The 17,463-nt window shown below is 68.3% G+C and carries 17 protein-coding genes; 6 read left to right on the top strand and 11 right to left on the bottom strand.

The features are described from left to right. Positions 1-175: 175 nt before the first annotated feature. From AC1DGW_RS10315 to AC1DGW_RS10295, 5 genes are all read right to left on the bottom strand, one after another. The gene (locus tag AC1DGW_RS10315; RefSeq protein WP_478022458.1) at positions 176-1,099 is read right to left on the bottom strand and encodes an RDD family protein; all 924 of its coding nucleotides are present in this window, start codon (positions 1,097-1,099) and stop codon (positions 176-178) included. Between the two features lie 33 nt (positions 1,100-1,132). Further along, on the bottom strand, positions 1,133-1,843 hold the full coding sequence (locus AC1DGW_RS10310; protein ID WP_478022455.1) for a GYF domain-containing protein: 711 nt from the start codon (positions 1,841-1,843) through the stop codon (positions 1,133-1,135). Positions 1,844-2,115: 272 nt separating this feature from the next. Continuing rightward, entirely contained in the window at positions 2,116-2,589 is a 474-nt protein-coding gene (locus AC1DGW_RS10305) for a DUF494 family protein (protein ID WP_153191108.1), read from the bottom strand. A gap of 44 nt (positions 2,590-2,633) precedes the next feature. Further along, the gene (dprA, locus tag AC1DGW_RS10300; RefSeq protein WP_478022453.1) at positions 2,634-3,785 is read right to left on the bottom strand and encodes a DNA-processing protein DprA; all 1,152 of its coding nucleotides are present in this window, start codon (positions 3,783-3,785) and stop codon (positions 2,634-2,636) included. 77 nt (positions 3,786-3,862) lie between these two features. Beyond that, the gene (locus AC1DGW_RS10295; protein ID WP_478022451.1) at positions 3,863-4,999 is read right to left on the bottom strand and encodes a LysM peptidoglycan-binding domain-containing protein; all 1,137 of its coding nucleotides are present in this window, start codon (positions 4,997-4,999) and stop codon (positions 3,863-3,865) included. Positions 5,000-5,129: 130 nt separating this feature from the next. Here AC1DGW_RS10295 and def point away from each other — a divergent pair, with 130 nt between their 5' ends. From def to AC1DGW_RS10275, 4 genes are all read left to right on the top strand, one after another. Continuing rightward, the gene (def, locus tag AC1DGW_RS10290) at positions 5,130-5,645 is read left to right on the top strand and encodes a peptide deformylase (protein WP_478022449.1); all 516 of its coding nucleotides are present in this window, start codon (positions 5,130-5,132) and stop codon (positions 5,643-5,645) included. Between the two features lie 91 nt (positions 5,646-5,736). Then, on the top strand, positions 5,737-6,660 hold the full coding sequence (gene fmt, locus AC1DGW_RS10285) for a methionyl-tRNA formyltransferase (RefSeq protein ID WP_478022447.1): 924 nt from the start codon (positions 5,737-5,739) through the stop codon (positions 6,658-6,660). 7 nt (positions 6,661-6,667) lie between these two features. Continuing rightward, positions 6,668-8,002 carry a 16S rRNA (cytosine(967)-C(5))-methyltransferase RsmB gene (gene rsmB / locus AC1DGW_RS10280; protein ID WP_478022445.1) on the top strand — a complete coding sequence of 445 codons (1,335 nt, stop codon included), beginning with the start codon at positions 6,668-6,670 and terminating at the stop codon, positions 8,000-8,002. Between the two features lie 280 nt (positions 8,003-8,282). Further along, positions 8,283-9,014: a glycosyltransferase family 25 protein gene (locus AC1DGW_RS10275; protein WP_478022443.1), complete on the top strand. Its 732-nt coding sequence runs from the start codon at positions 8,283-8,285 to the stop codon at positions 9,012-9,014. Between the two features lie 39 nt (positions 9,015-9,053). On the opposite strand, the gene AC1DGW_RS10270 is transcribed toward AC1DGW_RS10275, so the two are convergent. Further along, positions 9,054-9,983 carry a glycosyltransferase family 2 protein gene (locus AC1DGW_RS10270; RefSeq protein ID WP_478022441.1) on the bottom strand — a complete coding sequence of 310 codons (930 nt, stop codon included), beginning with the start codon at positions 9,981-9,983 and terminating at the stop codon, positions 9,054-9,056. Beyond that, a complete protein-coding gene (locus AC1DGW_RS10265) occupies positions 9,980-10,918 on the bottom strand; it encodes a UDP-glucuronic acid decarboxylase family protein (protein WP_478022439.1) in 939 nt (312 codons plus the stop codon). Before AC1DGW_RS10265 ends, AC1DGW_RS10270 begins: the two co-directional genes overlap by 4 nt. A gap of 192 nt (positions 10,919-11,110) precedes the next feature. Here AC1DGW_RS10265 and AC1DGW_RS10260 point away from each other — a divergent pair, with 192 nt between their 5' ends. Further along, complete coding sequence (locus tag AC1DGW_RS10260; RefSeq protein ID WP_478022437.1) at positions 11,111-12,382, top strand: O-antigen ligase family protein; 1,272 nt, start codon at positions 11,111-11,113, stop codon at positions 12,380-12,382. On the opposite strand, the gene AC1DGW_RS10255 is transcribed toward AC1DGW_RS10260, so the two are convergent. Next, positions 12,373-13,185, bottom strand: a complete 813-nt coding sequence (locus AC1DGW_RS10255; protein ID WP_478022435.1) for a glycosyltransferase family 2 protein — start codon at positions 13,183-13,185, stop codon at positions 12,373-12,375. The genes AC1DGW_RS10260 and AC1DGW_RS10255 overlap by 10 nt on opposite strands. 1 nt (position 13,186) lies before the next feature. Here AC1DGW_RS10255 and AC1DGW_RS10250 point away from each other — a divergent pair, with 1 nt between their 5' ends. Continuing rightward, positions 13,187-14,245, top strand: coding sequence for a CDP-glycerol glycerophosphotransferase family protein (locus AC1DGW_RS10250; RefSeq protein WP_478022710.1), 1,059 nt, complete (start codon positions 13,187-13,189; stop codon positions 14,243-14,245). Positions 14,246-14,265: 20 nt separating this feature from the next. Here AC1DGW_RS10250 and AC1DGW_RS10245 read toward each other — a convergent pair whose 3' ends face one another. The 3 genes from AC1DGW_RS10245 to ribA are packed head-to-tail and all read right to left on the bottom strand — an operon-like array spanning position 14,266 to position 17,457. Further along, positions 14,266-15,771 (bottom strand): PH domain-containing protein, encoded by a 1,506-nt coding sequence (locus AC1DGW_RS10245; protein ID WP_478022433.1) that lies wholly within the window; start codon positions 15,769-15,771, stop codon positions 14,266-14,268. Beyond that, positions 15,768-16,277 carry a PH domain-containing protein gene (locus AC1DGW_RS10240; RefSeq protein ID WP_478022431.1) on the bottom strand — a complete coding sequence of 170 codons (510 nt, stop codon included), beginning with the start codon at positions 16,275-16,277 and terminating at the stop codon, positions 15,768-15,770. Before AC1DGW_RS10240 ends, AC1DGW_RS10245 begins: the two co-directional genes overlap by 4 nt. A gap of 55 nt (positions 16,278-16,332) precedes the next feature. Beyond that, positions 16,333-17,457, bottom strand: coding sequence for a GTP cyclohydrolase II RibA (gene ribA, locus AC1DGW_RS10235; RefSeq protein ID WP_478022429.1), 1,125 nt, complete (start codon positions 17,455-17,457; stop codon positions 16,333-16,335). Positions 17,458-17,463 lie beyond the last annotated feature (6 nt).

The following is a 17,463-nucleotide window of genomic DNA, read 5'->3' as shown; positions in this document are numbered from 1 at the left end:
CTTGCGGGGGAGGGCTGGGCCCGGTGGGGGCGCTAGGGTGGCGCAAACGCGTCCGTTAGTGAAGCCGCGGCGGCCGATCCGGATATGCCGACGCCCGGGGCAGGGCCCGGGCGTTCAGCTTTCTTTCCCAGAGAAATCACGGAGAGGCCGCCGTTGTCAAGCGGCGGCGTGTGACTCAGCTGAACTTTGAGGCGGCGATGCCGATCACCGCGAGCAGCGCGACGGTACCCACCAGGACCAGTACGCCAAACAGCGACAGGATCACGATGGTCACCGTGCCCAGGCCGCGCTGCTGCCATTCCGGGTGGTCGGTGAACGCCCATTTGTCCACCACAAGGGTGTCGCAGATCATGTCGTGCAGGCTCTGCTTGCGCTCGGTGAAAGCGGCCATCAGGTAGCCGATGCACAGGATCAGGCCGCTGAGCATCGCGGCGAAATAGCGGCCGATGCCGCGCGCGATGGTGATCCGCTCGCCGTTGCTGCGCACCACCTTGATGCCTACCGCCATCTTGCCCAGGGTGGCCTTGCCGGACGAGGCGTGGAAACCGGCGTAGTAGGCGGCGGACAGGCCGATGGAGATGAGGTTGGTCAGCAGCTGGATCGCGATGAAGCCCGCGCCCATGGCGTCGCTGCCGCCGCCCAGGCCGGCCATGCCGATGCCCAGCACCATGCCGATGACCATGGCGATCACGCCGCCGACCATGCCGACGATCAGGCTGTCGATGAAATAGGCCGCCACGCGCTTCCAGAAGCCGGCGTAGACGATCTCGCCGCCGTTGACCACCGCATCGCCCACCATGGTGCTGCCAGGCGCGGCATAGGGCGACTGGGCAATGGCCGCACTGGCCTTCGCGACGGCGCTGCCGTCCTCGATGGCCTGGTAGTCCGCGCGCAGGTCGATGCCGTTGCCGGCGTCCGCCTGCACCAGCAGCTGCAGTTCCTCGGCCATCGCCGAGAGCGGCTGCCATTGTGGCATGCCCTCGCGCCAGACCAGCGTGGACAGATCCAGCTCGTTCCTGCGGAACTTGTCGCGGAGGGTGTCGGCCTCGACCGGCCCATGCCGCTCGCGCTGGGCATCGGCGTAATACCACTGACTCATCAATATTCCCCGTAAGGTTCTGTTCGTCCCGGCTCAGCCGCGGCAGCTGGCTGGCAGATGTTTGTCCGCCACGTCGGAGCTGCATGTCCAGGTGGCGGTCTGCGTATCGTAGTCGAGCCAGAGGTGCTTGCCGTCAAGCATCCGTTTGCCGGGCGCCCGGAAACGCGCCTCCAGGCCGCAGTGGCCGTTCTCGAAACGGCCGACGCGCACGCTCGCGACATCGCCGGCGGCATAGCCTTCGGGGCTGTCGAAACCGTCGTCGCCATTGACCGGGCAGTGCCCGTTGGCGGTGACGGAATGGGCGACTTCGCGGGTCAGCGGTTGCAACTGTCCCCATGCGATGGCCATTTTCGAGCGCAGCAGGTAATCGTTGTAGGCCGGGACCGCGATCGCGGCGAGAATGCCGACGATCGCCAGCAGCGCGATGCCCGCCACCGCGGCGACGATGCTGATCACGGCGCAGCCGGATAGTCCAGAGCGGGGCGGCGGTGCCGGCGCGACGGCATGCACGTGCTGCACCGGTGGCGGCAACGGCGGGGCGGATGGTTCCGGTGGGATGCCTGCCGGTATGTCCAGGCCGAGTTCGGCGGCGAAGTCGCGCAGCGGCCGCCAGTCAGCGGCGCCTTCGCGCCAGACCAGGGTGTCGCCTGCGATGCGGCCGGAGCGGAACAGTTCGGCGATGTTCGCGGCGGGCAGCGGACCGCGGCGTTCGCGGTTGCCTTCGGCATAGAACCACTGGCTCACGGGGAATTCCTTGCGGCTATCCATATGGGAGCGCACCTGCGGCGCGACGGACTTTCCTTCTCCCGCAGGGAGAAGATGTCCTGCAGCGGTGGATGGCGGTACGGGGAGAAGCTTCGTGCAGCATGTCGTTCAAGCAGCTGCGTCCCGGTTGTCTTGCGCCCGGGTGCGTGGTGTCGCGTTCATCCCCAGGACTGCTGGTAAAGCCTTGCGGTGTGGCCTCACCCTTGCCTTGCCCCAATCGTTTCGTCGGGGCAAGGCGCCACTGCTCTTCGTCAGTGCAGCGGCTCGGGTTCGTCGACGAACATCTGCGTTTCCATCCAGGCATAGGCCGCCTCCGCGCCCGGCTGGTTGAACAGCACCATCAGCACCACCCACTTGAGGTCGTCCAGGTCCAGCTCGTCCTGGTCCAGCGCCATCGCCCGATCCAGCACCAGTTCACGCTGGTCGGCGTCGAGGATGCCGTGTTGTTCCAGGAACAGCAGGAAGCCGCGGCTCTCCACATCCAGCTTGTCCAGTTCCGGGCCATGGAAGATGCGCACCGGCCCATCCACGCGCGCCTGGCCCACGGCCGGCCGCTGCTCGGCCAGCGCATCGAGCCAGTCGAAGGCCTTGTTGATCTCGGTGGGGCTGAAACCGGCCTGGATCAGGCCGTTCTGCAGGGAGTCGCGGTCTCTTATGAGATCGGCGTCCTCGCTGAAATAGTGTTCGAACAGATACAGCAGGACGTCCAGAATGCTCTCTTTCATTGCCCTCGGCCTGCGCCATGCGGCGCTGTGGAGGTGAAGGAACCTCAGGTGCGGGTGTAGCAGCCGTATGCGGACGACACCTTCCCTTCCAGTTCCATGACCAGCAGCATGGATGACAGCCTGCTGGCCGTCAATCCGGTACATCTGATCAGCGAATCCATACCGGTGGGGTCGTGGCCCAGCGCATTCCACAAGCGCTGGTAGTCCGGGTCCGGTGGGGTGGGTGCCGGGCAGGGGCTGCCCGGCGCATCCGGAATGGGGGCCAGCAACCGGTTTTGCAAGGCGCCTGCCAGTTCGCCGGCCAGATTGGCCACGCCTTCAAGAATGTCGGCGGGCTGTGTCACCAGTATTGCACCGTCGCGTATCAGGCGATGACAGCCGCGCGCCATGGGGTTGCGGATCGATCCGGGCACCGCGAACACCTCGCGTCCGGCCTCTGCCGCCAGCCGGGCGGTGATCAACGCGCCGGAGCGTTCAGCCGCCTCGATCACCACCGTGCCCAGGCAGAGTGCGGCCAGCAGCCGGTTGCGGGCGGGAAACTGGCCGATGCGCGGGGGCGTGCCGGGTGGGTACTCGCTGACCACCGCGCCAGTGGCGGCGATCTGTTCCTGGAGGAGGGCGTGCCGGCGCGGATAGGTCAGGTCGGGACCGGTGCCGATCACCGCGAACGTGCTGCTGCCTCCGTCAAGCGCGCCGCGATGGGCGGCCGCATCGATGCCCGCCGCCAGGCCGCTGCCGATGCCCAGGCCGCTTGCCGACAGGGCGCGGGCGAAATCGTAGGCATTGTCGCGTCCGGCCGCACTGGGATTGCGGCTGCCGACGATGGAGATGGCTGGGCGCCACAGCTGCGCGGGGTCGCCGTCGACGAATACAGCCAACGGTGGATTCGGGCAACTGCGCAGCAGGGGCGGATAGTCGGCATCGCGCCAGCCGAACAGGTGATGGCGTGGGTGGTCCAGCCAGCGGCAGGCCTGCTCCATGCGCTCGGGCGACGGGGCGGCAAGGGCCTCCACCTGATGTGGGCCGAGGCCGGCGGCTCGCCATGCGGAGGGGCTGGCCGCCAGTGCGCCGCGGGCGTTGCCGAGGTGCTCGAGCAGGTCGCGCAGTGGACGGATCGGGCCGCCGGCCAGGATCAGTGCCAGCAGGGCTTCGGCTTCTTGTCCACGGTCGCCGGTGAGGTCTGGAAGGGCTGGCATGCGCGCATGCTGATCCGGAAACAACGACGGCGCCCTAGGGCGCCGTCGTGCTGCTGCGTAGGATTGCGCCGCGGCGCTTACTGGGCGTCCGGATGCTTGAGCTCGTAACCGACGCGGGCCGGCTTGCTGCCTTCCATCACCAGCGCATAGCTGACCTTGTCGAAGGTGCGGAACACCATCGCATGGGCGGCGTATTCGGCCGGCAGCGATACGCGGCCGGCGCCGGGCTTCAGCGCATCGTCCGCACGCGAGGTCGCCATGCCGGTCACGCGGTCGATGACGTGGCGACCACTGCGCCAGACCGAGAACACGGTGCCGTTGTCGATGCCGTCGCGGGCGCCGCCGGAGATGGCGATGACGTCGCGCGGGCCGCCCGAAGTGAAGGTATCGGTCACGGCCAGCACCCGCAGGTGGCCTTCGGCGATCGCTGCGGCTGGCGCATGCGGTACGAACTGCAGGTCGTAGGGGTTGGCCTGTACCGGCATCAGGCGGTCGCCGGCGCGGACTTCGCGGCCACTGTCCTGCAGCAGCAGGGTCGAGGCTTCGCGCTCGCCGCTGCCGACGTGGCTTACCGTGCCTACCGCGACCTGGGCCAGTTCGTAGCCCAGCAGTTCGTGGCGGTCGCTGCTGGCGACGTAGCTCTTCCACAGGTCGCCGGTGAACGGCGCGGTGCTGCCGCGCTCGTTCAGGTCGTCGCTGGGCTTGGGCTGGCCATAGCGGACCGTGGGCCTCAGCACGGCGTAGCGTTGGCCGGGCTGGGCATTCTGCAGGCCGAGGATGTAGGCCTGCTGCCCAGCACTGCCGCGCATGCGGTTGTCTTCCAGGCCGACGACATAGGGCAGCTCCTTGAAGCTGTCCATGACGGTCAGGTTCTTCAGGAACGGTTCAACCTCGGCCAGCGGGATCGCATTGATCGGCGCTTCGTCGCGCTTGCCTGGCTGGATCGTGCCCTGTGGCGTCACCCGGTCCAGGTAGGCCAGGCTCAGGACATCACCCGGATAGATCAGGTGCGGATTCTTGACCTGCGGGTTGGCCTGCCAGATTTCCGGCCAAAGCCACGGTTTCTTCAGGAAACGGGCGGCGATATCCCAGAGCGTGTCGCCCTTGCGCACCACATAGGTGTCGGGATGGGTGGCGCCCGTCTCTACCGCCACGGCATAGGTCGTCACGGTCAGCAACGCGACGGCGGCGACCGTACGTATTTGTTTCAGCATGGCTGCGATCTGCCTGATTCCCCAACAGGTCCGCGCACTATAGTGCAGAACACGGGGCGCCGGGCAAGCGCAGGCGCTAGAATTGGGACGTCCTGCCGAATTGTGCGGCATCTCCCATCCGGTGCACCCCATGGCCCTCCTGCCCATTCTCGAATTCCCCGACCCGCGGCTGCGCACCAAGGCAGCCCTCGTCGATGCCGCCGAAGTGACCACTCCGGCCTTCCAGCAACTGCTCGACGACATGTTCCAGACCATGTACGACGCCCCCGGCATCGGCCTGGCCGCCAGCCAGGTGGACGTGCACAAGCGCTTCATGGTCATCGACGTCAGCGAGGTGCACGATGCACCGCAGGTGTTCATCAACCCGCAGATCGCCAGCGCCAGCGAAAGCGGCCGCATCTATCAGGAAGGCTGCCTGTCGGTGCCGGGCATCTATGCCGACGTGACCCGCGCCGACAGCATCGTCGTGCGCTTCCTCGACCGCGAGGGCCGTGAGCAGGAACTGGCTACCGACGGCCTGCTGGCCACCTGCATCCAGCACGAGATGGACCACCTGGACGGCAAGCTGTTCATCGATTATCTCTCGCCGCTCAAGCGCGAGATGGTGCGCAAGAAGCTGGCCAAGCAGCGCAAGCACGTCGCCTGAGCCGGGGCCGCCCGGCCTGGCCGGGATGGCCCCCAGCGCATCGCACGGCGCCGACTCGGGCGCCGTCGTTCTTTCCGGGAGTTGGATTGCCATGAGAATCGTTTTCGCCGGTACGCCGGAATTCGCCGTCGCCTCGCTTGGCGCGGCCGCACGCCACCACGAGGTGGTCGCGGTCTACACCCAGCCGGACCGCCCGGCCGGCCGTGGCCGCGGCCTGATGCCGCCCCCGGTCAAGCTCGACGCCATCGCCCGCGGCATTCCGGTGTTCCAGCCCGAGAGCCTGAAGACCCCCGAAGCCCAGCAGCAGCTGCGCGACCTGCAGCCGGACCTGATGATCGTGGTCGCTTATGGGCTGATCCTGCCGAAGGCGGTGCTCGCCATTCCCACCCACGGCTGCTGGAACGTGCATGCCTCGCTGTTGCCGCGCTGGCGCGGCGCGGCCCCGATCCAGCGGGCGATCGAGGCTGGCGACGGTGAAACCGGCGTCTGCCTGATGCAGATGGAGGCGGGCCTGGATACCGGGCCGGTGCTGCTGCACCAGAGCACCCCGATCAGCGACATCGATACCGGCGGTCTGTTGCACGATCGCCTGGCCGAGATGGGCGCGCGGGTGCTGTCCGACGGCCTTGGCCTGCTGCGCGCGGGCCTGAAACCGGTGCCGCAGGTGCAGCCGGAGGCTGGCGTCACCTATGCGCACAAGCTCGACAAGGCCGAGGCCCGGCTGGACTGGAACCAGGACGCCGCTGCGCTGGCGCGGCGGGTGCGCGCCTTCAATCCGTGGCCAGTGGCAGAAGCCACGCTGGCCGGCGAGCGCGTGCGCATCCATGGCGCGGTGGCCATCGACGACAACTGCGGCAAGGCGCCTGGCACGGTGATCGGCGCGTCCCGCGATGGCATCGACATTGCCTGCGGCCAGGGCGCGCTGCGGCTGCGCGTGGTGCAGCGCGAGGGCGGCAAGGCGATCACCGCCGCCGACTACCTCAATGCCCGCCGCGACCTGCCGGTAGAGGGCTGAGCGGATGGTGGCTTCGGCATCCGGACCGTGGAAGGGCGGCGTCGCGCAGCCGCCGGGCGTGCAGGCGCGCCTGCTGGCGGCCAAGGTGTTGGCGGCGGTCATCGGCCGCGGACGTTCGCTCAAGGCGGAACTGGCAGCGACGCTGCCGAAGCTGGAAGACGGCCGCGACCGCGCCCTGCTCGAGGCGATCTGCTTCGCCGCGCTGCGCCGCCGCGCCGTGTACGAACAGGCGCTGAGGCAATGGCTGCAGAAGCCTCTGGGGCCGCGCGACGGCGACCTCATGGGACTGCTGCTGGCCGGCTTCGCCCAGCTAGACGCGCTGGAGCTGCCGGCCCATGCCGCGCTGTCGGCCACTGTCGAGGCGGTGCGCGCGCTGGGTCGCGAGCGCCAGGCCGGGCTGGTCAACGCGGTGCTGCGCCGGGCACAGCGAGAGGGTTTTCCGGCTGCCCGCGCCGAGGACGCATGGCCGGTTTGGTTGCGGGATCAGGTGCGCCGGGACTGGCCGGCACAGGCGGATGCGGTGTTCGCCGCCAGCCTGCAGCCGGCGCCGCTGTGGCTGCGCGTCAACCGGCAGCGCCATTCACGCGACGCCTATCTCGAGCAACTGCATGCTGCCGGCATAGAGGCCGAGACCTCGCCCCTTGCCGCCGATGCGATCCGGCTTCCGGTCGCGGTACCGGTCGCCAGCCTGCCCGGTTTCGGCGAGGGTGCGGTGTCGGTGCAGGATCTGTCGGCGCAGCAGGTGGCCGATACGCTGGCGCCGGGTCTTGGTGCCAAGGTTCTGGACGCCTGCGCCGCTCCCGGCGGCAAGGCGGCACATCTGCTCGAGCGTGACCCGTCGCTGCGCCTGCTCGCGCTGGACGTGGATGCGCGGCGCCTGCAGCGCATCCGCGAGACCTTCGACCGCACCGGCGTGGGCGCGTCGGCGCAGGTACGGGCAGCGGATGCGGCCGATCTGGGTGCCTGGTGGGACGGCGAACCGTTCGGCGCGGTGCTGCTGGACGCGCCGTGTTCAGCGACCGGTGTCGTCCGCCGCCAGCCCGATGTACTGCTGCACCGCCGCCCCGGCGACATCGATGCGCTGGTCGCCCAGCAGGCGCGGTTGCTCGACGCCCTGTGGCAGGTGGTGGCGCCGGGTGGTGTGCTGCTGTACGCCACCTGCTCGATCCTCCGCCGCGAGAACCAGCAGCAGATCGCCGCCTTTCTTGCACGGACGGCAGATGCGCGCGTCGACGGATTACCCGAGGCTTTCGGCCATGGCGATGCGGGAACGCGCCAGCGCCTGCCCGGGGAGCAGGACGGCGATGGCTTCTTCCATGCGCGGTTGGTCAAGGGCCGATAACGGGAATCCGATCAAGCTGCGCGGGAACTGAATGGAGCCCTCAGCCGTGACATCTCATTCACATGAATGTCTCGATACCCGTGTAATCCTTGTGAGTACATCTGCGGATCATGTGAAGCCATGTTCCATCTCCTGGCGGAGATGGTTGGATCCGCAGAGTGGATTGTCCGATCTGCATGCCTGCCGGCGGCAGGGACATTCCCTGTTTCCGTGACCATCGTCTTGCCTGAATCCAGAAGTGCCCCTCATGCCTCGGCCCACGAGCGAACTGCCGATATACGTGATCAACCTGCCCGCATCGGCTGATCGGCGGGTATCGATGGAGCGCCAGGCGGCCGCGCTGGGGTTGCAGTTCCGGTTCTTCGAAGCGGTGAACGGGCGCCAGCCGCATCCGCTGTTCGGTCGTGTGGCCGAAAAGAAGCGGCTGCTGCGCAAGGGCAGGCCATTCCGCCCCGGGGAGATCGGCTGCTGGGCGAGCCACTATCTGCTCTGGCAGCGTTGCCTGGAAAGCGGGCAGCCGATGATTGTCCTGGAAGACGACATCGCCATCGATCCGCGATTGCCCGGGCTGTTGGCCGACCTGCGGCAATTGCCGGAGGACGTGGGATATTTCCGCCTGCACGCGGCCGACCGGCCCAGCGAGCCGTGGTGCTGTTTCGGCGATTTCGTTCTCCATCGCTACTGGCGCAGCCCTCTTTGCACGTTTGGCTACTACCTGGCCCCCGCGGCGGCGGAGCGGTTCCTGAGGCATGCGGACGAATGGATCGTGGCGGTCGACGACTACATGGATCTGGCCTGGCTGCATGGCGTGGAATGCCTGGGCCTGAAGCCTGGCCTGGTGAGCAGCGACGAAAGCTTCGAGTCGATCATCCGGGCCCGCGAAGGGCGGAAGGAGTCCGTTGGACCATGGCGCTGGCTGGCGCGGGAAGGCTATCGCCTGAAACTCGATGTGCGCTGGTTCCTGCACAATCTGCCCGGGCGGTTCCGTACCCGGGACGTATCCTGCCCCTGAGCGTTCCGCGCCGCTCGACGGCGCGGGATGCCCCGCCCTTCAGCGGCCGCCGCGTCTGCGGCCGAACAGGATGCCGACCGCGCGCTCATAGCGCTTCCACCACGGGGCATCGCCGCGCAGCGCCAGCGACGCATAGCGTTTCCTTTCCTTGCGCGTCGGTGCGGGCTTGGTGCGGTACTCGTTCTTGCTGTGCACGCAGCAGTTGTCGTCAAGTCCGCTGCGCCAGGCGTAGTGGCGGACGATCCCGTAGTTGCGCAGGCCGTTGAGGTATAGCGAGGCCGGCTGCTGCCGGGTCGCCCACCAGCCATTGCTGCCATGGGTCCGGTATTCGACGCAGCCGGTGGGCAGGTAGAACTTGCGCGCCCCCAGGATGCTGGCGCCGTGGACCAGGCAGGCATCGGCGCACAGTTTCCACTGCTTGCGGAAGCTGTGAGGCAGGTCCAGCACGTTGTCCGCCCAGCGGCGGCGCAGGGAAAGCGCCGAGGTCGGGGCGCCATACCAGGTGACGAAGAAATAGGTGCTGATCGCGGTGTGGCCCAGATCTATCGGCGTCCTGCTGTCCTCGTAGAGGATGTCCAGGTTGTCGATGCCGAAGGTCCGCAGATCGCTGAATACGAAGTCGACGTCCCGCCGCTCGTCGTAGATCGCGCCGATCTTCTCCAGGTATTGCGGTTTCCAGCGGTCGTCGGCGTCCAGGAAGCAGACCACGTCGCCGGTGGCGGCGGCAGCGCCGCGCTGGAAGGCCGCCAGCTGCCCCTCGTTCTCGCCGAACAGCAGGGTCACGCGCGGATCGGTGCCATAGCGTTCCTGCAGCATCGCAGGCGAGCCATCGCTGGAGCCGTCATCCACGACGATGATCTGCATGGCCGGCCGTGTCTGCGCAAGCGCGCTTTCCACCGCCTCCGCGACGAACTGGAGGTAGTTGTAACTGGTGATGACGACGGAGAAGGTGGTGGTCGCGGTGCTCATGCCGCCAGCGCCCGGCGGAAGTAGGCGATGGTCTCCTTCAGGCCATCGTCCAGCGCCACCTTCGGCTCCCAGTCCAGCGCCGAGCGGGCGAGCGCGATGTCCGGCTGGCGCTGCTTCGGGTCGTCTTCCGGCAGTGGCTGGAAGACCAGCCTGGAGCCGCCTCCCACCAGCGAGATCACCTTTTCAGCCAGTTCCAGCATGGTGAATTCGCCCGGGTTGCCGATGTTGACCGGTCCGGTGAAGCCGCGCTCGCTCTCCATCATGCGGACCATGGCATCGATCAGATCGTCCACGTAGCAGAAGCTGCGGGTCTGGCTGCCATCGCCATAGATGGTGATGTCCTCGCCCTTGAGCGCCTGCACGATGAAGTTGCTGACCACGCGGCCGTCGTTGGGGTGCATGCGCGGACCGTAGGTGTTGAAGATGCGCACCACCTTGATGTCCAGCCCATGCTGGCGGAAATAATCGAAGAACAGCGTCTCTGCGCAGCGCTTGCCCTCGTCGTAGCAGCTGCGCAGCCCGATCGGGTTGACCCGGCCCCAGTAACCCTCCTGCTGGGGATGCACTTCCGGATCCCCGTACACCTCGCTGGTGGACGCTTGCAGGATGCGCGCATCCAGCCGCTTCGCCAGGCCGAGCATGTTGATCGCCCCATGCACGCTGGTCTTGGTGGTCTGCACCGGATCGTGCTGGTAATGGATGGGCGAGGCCGGGCAGGCGAGGTTGAAGATGCGGTCCACTTCCACATACAGCGGGAAGGTCACGTCGTGGCGCATCAACTCGAAGCCGGGGTTCCCCAGCAGGTGCGCGACGTTGCGCTTGCTGCCGGTGAAGAAGTTGTCGACGCAGAGTACGTCATGGCCGTTGTCGACCAGGCGGTCGCACAGGTGCGAGCCGAGAAAGCCGGCGCCGCCGGTTACCAGAATTCGTTTCATGAAGGGAGGAAAGACGACGGAAGGGCACGGCCAGTAAGGAAATTATACAGGCGTGATATCGTCCGCCGGCTGCCGTTTCTCCGCCGGCTGCCGTTTCCGGCAGATGCGCCCGGGAGTTCAGGGAACGTATTCCAGTGTCCTCGGCGCGGCTGGTAGGGAATGATTCATGGCTTCGGCTCCAGAGTTGCAGGGATGGCACGCAATCTGACGTATACCGCGACCGCCGGTCTCGAGCGGAAGGACGCATTGGGCATGCTGGCATCGGCAGGGTTGTTCCTGTTGCCAGCGGCGATGGTCGCCACGCCATTCAATGTGCTGCCCTTCGCCCTGGTGCTGCTCGTTACCAGTGTCTGGGGCATTTCCCGCCTGTGGCGCGCGCGCGAGTGCACCGGTGTCATCGGGGGGCTGCTATTGGCCTTGACCGCGGCGGCGCTGGTCTTGGCGCTGTTGTCGTCGTGGCATTTCGCCGATGTGTTCCGGGACGAGGGCTACCGCACCCGCTTCATAGCCATGCCTTGGGTGCTGCTCTGGGTATGCGCTTTCCGTCCGCGGATGGAGGCGTTGTGGTGGGGCGTGCTGTTCGGCCTGTTCGCCACGCTGGCCATCGCCGGTTACCAGGTCGCCTATGGCTGGCCGCGCGCCCAGGCCTGGACCAATTCCATCGTGCTGGCCGATGTCACCCTGGTGTTCATGATCCTGCTGGTGTTCTGCCGCCCTCCCGAGCGCTGGGGCTGGATCGCGCTGGGCATGGCGGCCGGCGGCGGGGTGATCCTGCTCAGCGGCAGCCGTGGCGTATGGCCGGCCCTGCTTGCGTTGCTGGTCGCGATGGCATTGTCGATACGCCGGGGCAGCGGGCGTCTCCGCCTGGCCTCGCTGGCCGGGCTGGTGCTGGTCGCGGCCACGCTGGTGCTGGCGATTCCACAGCTGCGCGAACGTACCCGTCTGAGCGAGCTGCACAGCGATGTGCAGCGCATCGAGGTCGGTGACGTGGATTCGTCCGCCGGAGCGCGCCTGGAGCGGCTGCAGGTGGCTTGGGACACGTTCCTCGAACATCCATGGACGGGCATAGGGATCGGCAACTTCGACGCCGCCATGCTGCGCCTGCCGGACTGTCGCCAGCCGGAAGCGGTGGAGGCGCGCTGCCATCTGGGGCATGCGCACAACGACGTTGCCGAGTGGGGCGCGACCCAGGGGGTTCCGGGCCTGCTGCTGCTGCTGTGCATCTATGGACTGCCGCTCTGGATCTTCATCCGCCTGCATCGCCGCAGCGGCGAAGGTGGATTCCGCGGTCCCGCCGCGGCGGGGGTGATGATGGTGGTCGCCTATATCCTCTGCGGCATGACCCAGTCGATGTTCGCCCACCAGATAACCGTGAGCACCTACGCCACGCTGGTCGGCATGCTGGCCGGCCTGTCGCTGGTCACGGCGACCAGTCGTTCCCGGCCGCACGCCGCTCAGGGGTGATCGCGGGGCGGATCGGCCACGTCCTGGCCGTTCTGCAGCAGCCACAGCATGATGGTTTTCTGCCGCACGTAGTTGGCGCGCACGTAGGCATAGACCAGGCCGTGCCAGCCGTCGCGGAAGCCGCCGCGCAGCAGCCAGCCGCGCCAGAAGCGCCAGGCGGGCGCCAGCACCAGCTTGCCCAGCGTGGCGCGCTTGCCGCGGGCGAATTCGTGCTCGGCCATCATCCGGGCGTAGCGCTGGGTCTTGGCCAGCTGCTGCTCGAAGGAACGGTACGGGTAATGGATCAGGTCGCCGGGGAGCGTGCGCACCACGCCATCCACGCTGGCGGCCTCGTGGATCTCGCGCTTGCCGCGCCAGCCGCCGCGACGGCGGTCGAACAGGCGCAGCACGCGGTCGGGATAGGCGTTGCCATGGCGCAGGAACCGCCCGAAGTAGTCGGACAGGCGTGCGAAGCGGTAGCCGGCGGCGCCGGCGAATCCCGCATCGCGCGCCTGCTCGATGGCGTGGCGCAGCTCCTCGCTGACGCGCTCGTCGGCATCCAGGCACAGCACCCAGTCGTGGCTGGCCTGTTCGACGCAATGCGCCTTCTGGCTGCGGAATCCGTCGAATGCGCGTTGCAGCACGCGTGCGCCAGCGGCTTCGGCCATCGTTACGGTGGCATCGCTGGAATACGAGTCCACCACCACGATCTCGTCGCAGAAGGCCAGCGACGCCAGGCAGTCGCCGATGCGCGCGGCTTCGTTGAACGCGATAATGCAGGCCGTGATGCGAGGCCGTTCGTTGGGGGCGGTCGAAGAGGACATGGTGATGGCCGGATACCTGCTGTTTGCGACGGAACGCTATGCGCTGCCTATTCTCGCGCCTCTGGCGCAGGCGTTGCACGCGGATGGCCACGAGGTCGCGGCCTGGTTCGAGGGCGGGGCGGCCGGGGCAACCCTGGAGGGCGTGCGATCGATCGGCCTGGAACAGGCGCTGGCGATGCGTCCGCGCGCCGTGCTGAGCGCGGCCAACTGGGTGCCGCCGTTCATCGCCGGGGCCAAGGTGCAGCTGTTCCATGGCTTCAATGTGCAGAAACGCGAGGACGCCCGCGGCCATTTCCGGGTGCGGGGACTGTTCGACCTGTACTGCACGCAGGGCCCGGCGACGACGCGGCCGTTCCAGGAACTGGCCACGCGCGAAGGCCATTTCGCAGTGAAGGAAACCGGCTGGCCGAAGCTCGACCCGCTGTTCCGCGACGATGGCGGGCGGGCCGCCGCCCTGCGCGCGCCTGCCGGCGACCGGGCGGTGGTGCTGTTCGGTTCCACCTTCACCGAACGCCTGAGCGCGGCACCTCACCTGTACGACAGCATCGCCGCGGACATCGCCCAGGGCGAACGCTACTGGCTGTTGACCCTGCACCCGAAGTGCGCGCCGGAGCTGTTCGAGCGTTACCGCGCGCTGGCTGGCGACAATGCCCGCTTCATCGAGCCGGAGCAGGTGATGGCCGCGCAGCGCGCCGCCGACGTACTGGTTTCGGATACATCGTCGATCGTTTCGGAGTTCATCGTCCAGCACAAGCCGGTGGTGACTTTCCGCAACCGCGTGCCGCAGCCGCATATGCTCGATTTCGACGATCCGCGGCAGTTGCCGGAAATGCTGGCGCGCGCGCTGTCGCCTGGGCCGGCGCTGATGGCGGAAATCGTCCGCTATGCCGATTCGATCCATCCGTATCGGGACGGGCGCTCCTCCGAGCGGGTGGTCGCCGCCACCGAGGATTTCATCGCCGGCCGCCTGGGAACGTTGAAACGCAAGCCGCTGGGCGCGACGTGGCGGGGACTGCAGATCCGTCGCGATCTCGGCTATTGGGGGCCATCGCGGTCGTAGGAGCGCACTGAAGTGCGCTCCTACCAGCGCAGCCGGCGTCGCGCGATCTCGCGGCCCAGCTGCTCCATCAGTTCGCGGGCAAGTGCTTCGTCGAGGAAACGCAGCCGCAGCGGCGGCGAACCAGCAGCGCCGGCGGTATCCAGGGTGAGCGTGGCGGTGCCGAAGTGGTGGTCCAGCGGCGAGCGGTCCAGGCGCAGCGCCTGCAGCTTGTCCAGCTCGGCCACGCGCCACCAGCGGCTCCACCAGCCGCCGCGTATCGCCACGCGCCGCGCGTCGAAGCTGTAGCCCATGCGCGAGACCTGGCGGTGCGCCTTGAGCGCGGACCAGGGCAGCCACAGCAGGGGCAGCAGTCCCCAGGCGCCGAATTCGCGACAGCCCAGCGCCGTCACCGCGGCGACGGCGAACAGTGCCGGCAGGCACAACCGCCACCAGCCGCGCATCGACACCACCTGCCACTGCGAGGGCGGCCATTGCGCCTCGGGCAGCAGATGCCGCAGCAGGTCGTCGCAGCTGGCAGGGGCAGCCAGCGGCACCAGTTCCTTCAGAGTGCGTCCTTCCTGCTCCCGGGCGCCGCCGCTGGCGATGTCCACGCGCAGCTGGCGACGCCGGAACAGGCGATGCAGCATGCCTTCGCGCAGAGTCCAGGCCTGGATGCGGCGGCGCGCGACGCTGCTGCGCAGCCGGGTGAGCAGGCCACGCTCGACAGTGAGGCGGCGCTCGGCTTCGCTCAGCCGGAAGCCGTGGTACTGCACGATCGCCAGGGCGATGGACATCAGCCACATCAACAGCAGGGCCAGCAGCAGAAGGACGGCGACGGTGCCGACCACGGGGAAGGTGTCCAGCTGCAGCTGCCTTGCGTAACCGAATACCTGCTGGCCCTGGTCGCGGACGAAATCTTCCGCGACATCGCGGGGGAACATCTGCCAGAGGGCGCCGAGGGCGGCGGCGGCCACCACCAGCGCGCGGTTGGAGATCAGCCCCAGCCGCACCAGTTCCGGCAGCGGCAACTCAAGCAGCGGAACAGGGGCGGCCTGCGGATTCTCCGCAGCGGCTGGAGCGCTGCTGCCGCCTTGGCGGATCAACCGCTCAAGCTCCAGCGCCTGTTCCAGCCGCAGCACGCGCATCTGCGCTTCGGGCTTGTCGCCGGCGGCCGATTCCAGCCGCAGTTCGGCCACGCCGAACAGGCGGTGCAGCAGGTTCTGGTGGACGACGACGTTGTGGATGCGTGCGAAGGGAATCTCGCGGCGGGTGCGCTCGAGGATGCCGCTGCGCACGGTCAGCGCGTCCTCGCCGATCCGGTAGCGGTAGGTCAGGTACTGCAGCAGCGCGGTGGCGGCCATGGCCACGATCACCGCCAGCGTGACCAGGTGCAACCGCCATTCGCTGTCCTGGCGGCGGCTGCCGAAGAACAGCAGCGCCACCAGCGGCAGCAGGAACTGCTGCAGGTGCTGTTGCAGCTCGAACAGCCACGACCACGGGTGCAGGCGCTGTTCCCGCGGCGTCGCCGGTGTCTGGCAAGGACTCACAGCGTGTCGTCGTGGTCGAGCTGGCGGGCGAGGCGGTCGCGCAGGCGCTCGGCGTCGTCATGGGCGAGGCCGGCGATGGCGACGGTATTCATCCGCGTGCCGGCCGTGTGCACGATCAGCGTCGCCAGGTTGGCGGCGCGCTGCAATGGCCCGCGGCGCAGGTCCAGGTGCTGGACGCGCGACACCGGCACGTGGCTCTCGCTCTGCCACAGGTGGCCGCGGCGTACGCCCAGGGCCTGTTCGTCCAGCCGCCAGAAGGTGCGGCGATGGCGGCGCCAGCCGATCCATGCGCCGCCCAGCAGGCCCAGGGCGGCGGCGACCAGCGCGGTGGGCAGCCACCAGGGATTGCGCAGCACCAGCGACAGCGCGCCGCCTGCCAGCAGCAGGACCGTCATCGCCGCCAGTCCGGCGCCGATCGCGGCGAAGGGGGCGCCGCGGCGCGGCAGGGGCTGCCAGTCGCCTGCGGTGGCGGGCGGCGTGGCGGGAAGGCCTGGAGGATCGATCATGGCGCGACCATACAGGGACGCCGGGAGTTCCGTCATCCGCGCGGCGCGCCCGCGATCACTGCGCCGACATGATCAGCGCATCGACATCCAGATGATGGCCAGCACGCGCGGCCTTGGTGCGCAGGTACTGCTCGTTCTCGGCGGTGATCTCGCCGGTCACCGGGATGCTGCCCAGCACTTCGATGCCGGCATTGCGCAGGTGCTGCACCTTGGTGGGGTTGTTGGTCAGCAGCTGGATGCGCTGCACGCCCAGGCCACGCAGCATGGCGATCGCGCTGCCATAGCGGCGTTCGTCGGCGCCAAAACCCAGCTGCGCGTCGGCGTCGATGGTATCCAGCCCTTCGTGCTGGTAGCCGTAGGCGCGCATCTTGGCGGCGATGCCGGTGCCGCGCCCCTCCTGGTCCAGGTACAGCAGGATGCCGCCGCCCAGTTCCTTCAGCGTGCGCAGGCCGTGCCGCAGCTGGTCGCCGCAATCGCACTTGAGCGAACCGAACAGGTCGCCGGTCAGGCACGAGGAGTGCACGCGCACCGGCACCACGCCCTGCAGATCGGGCGTGCCGACGATCACCGCAACCTGGTCGCGCTGCGCCACGCCACCACGGAACACGGCGAATTCGGTCATGCCGACATCGCGCAGCGGCACCGGCGAGCGTGTCACCAGCTCGTAGTCCTGGCCGGCCTGGGCGGCGCCGCAGCGCAGGTCGTCGACAGCCAGGTGCAGGCAGTCGTCGAACGGCGTATCGCCGGCATGCAGGGTTGCCGATACCAGTGCCGGCAGCAGCAGGCCCAGGCGCGCGACCTCCACGGCGGCGGCATCGAGGTTGTCGCCTTCGCTGGGAATGCCGGCCGGTGAGGGCGTATCGCGCAGGTAGGCAAGCGCCGGCAGGCTCTCGAAGCCCTGTCCGGCCAGCGCGATGCGGATGCCGTGGGCGCTGTCGATGCCCAGTGTCCGCGCGCGCGGCGTGGTCAGGAACAGATAGTGGCGGTCGTCCGCGGCCCGGGCGAAGGCGGCGAAGCCCGCGGGTGAGGCGCTGTCCAGCGCCATCGTGGCCAGGCGGCGGTCGCCATCGGTGAGCACCACCGGCCGCCCGGCGCGCAGTTCGGCCGCGGCGCGCTCGCAACGGATCGCCGCGGTCTCGCCAAAGCAGGGGGAAGCAGGAGTGGGGGGCGTGGCGTTCATCGGCAA

The organism is Stenotrophomonas sp. 05N423, assembly GCF_056397145.1.
This window is presented reverse-complemented; position numbering and strand designations above follow the sequence as displayed.

Coding starts and splice junctions, on each gene's coding strand:
- AC1DGW_RS10295 (WP_478022451.1), bottom strand. CDS start 4,999: ATGCTGAAACAAATACGTACGGTCGCCGCCGTCGCGTTGCTGACCGTG.
- AC1DGW_RS10260 (WP_478022437.1), top strand. CDS start 11,111: ATGGCACGCAATCTGACGTATACCGCGACCGCCGGTCTCGAGCGGAAG.
- AC1DGW_RS10305 (WP_153191108.1), bottom strand. CDS start 2,589: ATGAAAGAGAGCATTCTGGACGTCCTGCTGTATCTGTTCGAACACTAT.
- dprA (WP_478022453.1), bottom strand. CDS start 3,785: ATGCCAGCCCTTCCAGACCTCACCGGCGACCGTGGACAAGAAGCCGAA.
- AC1DGW_RS10265 (WP_478022439.1), bottom strand. CDS start 10,918: ATGAAACGAATTCTGGTAACCGGCGGCGCCGGCTTTCTCGGCTCGCAC.
- AC1DGW_RS10315 (WP_478022458.1), bottom strand. CDS start 1,099: ATGAGTCAGTGGTATTACGCCGATGCCCAGCGCGAGCGGCATGGGCCG.
- AC1DGW_RS10255 (WP_478022435.1), bottom strand. CDS start 13,185: ATGTCCTCTTCGACCGCCCCCAACGAACGGCCTCGCATCACGGCCTGC.
- fmt (WP_478022447.1), top strand. CDS start 5,737: ATGAGAATCGTTTTCGCCGGTACGCCGGAATTCGCCGTCGCCTCGCTT.
- def (WP_478022449.1), top strand. CDS start 5,130: ATGGCCCTCCTGCCCATTCTCGAATTCCCCGACCCGCGGCTGCGCACC.
- AC1DGW_RS10240 (WP_478022431.1), bottom strand. CDS start 16,277: ATGATCGATCCTCCAGGCCTTCCCGCCACGCCGCCCGCCACCGCAGGC.
- AC1DGW_RS10270 (WP_478022441.1), bottom strand. CDS start 9,983: ATGAGCACCGCGACCACCACCTTCTCCGTCGTCATCACCAGTTACAAC.
- ribA (WP_478022429.1), bottom strand. CDS start 17,457: ATGAACGCCACGCCCCCCACTCCTGCTTCCCCCTGCTTTGGCGAGACC.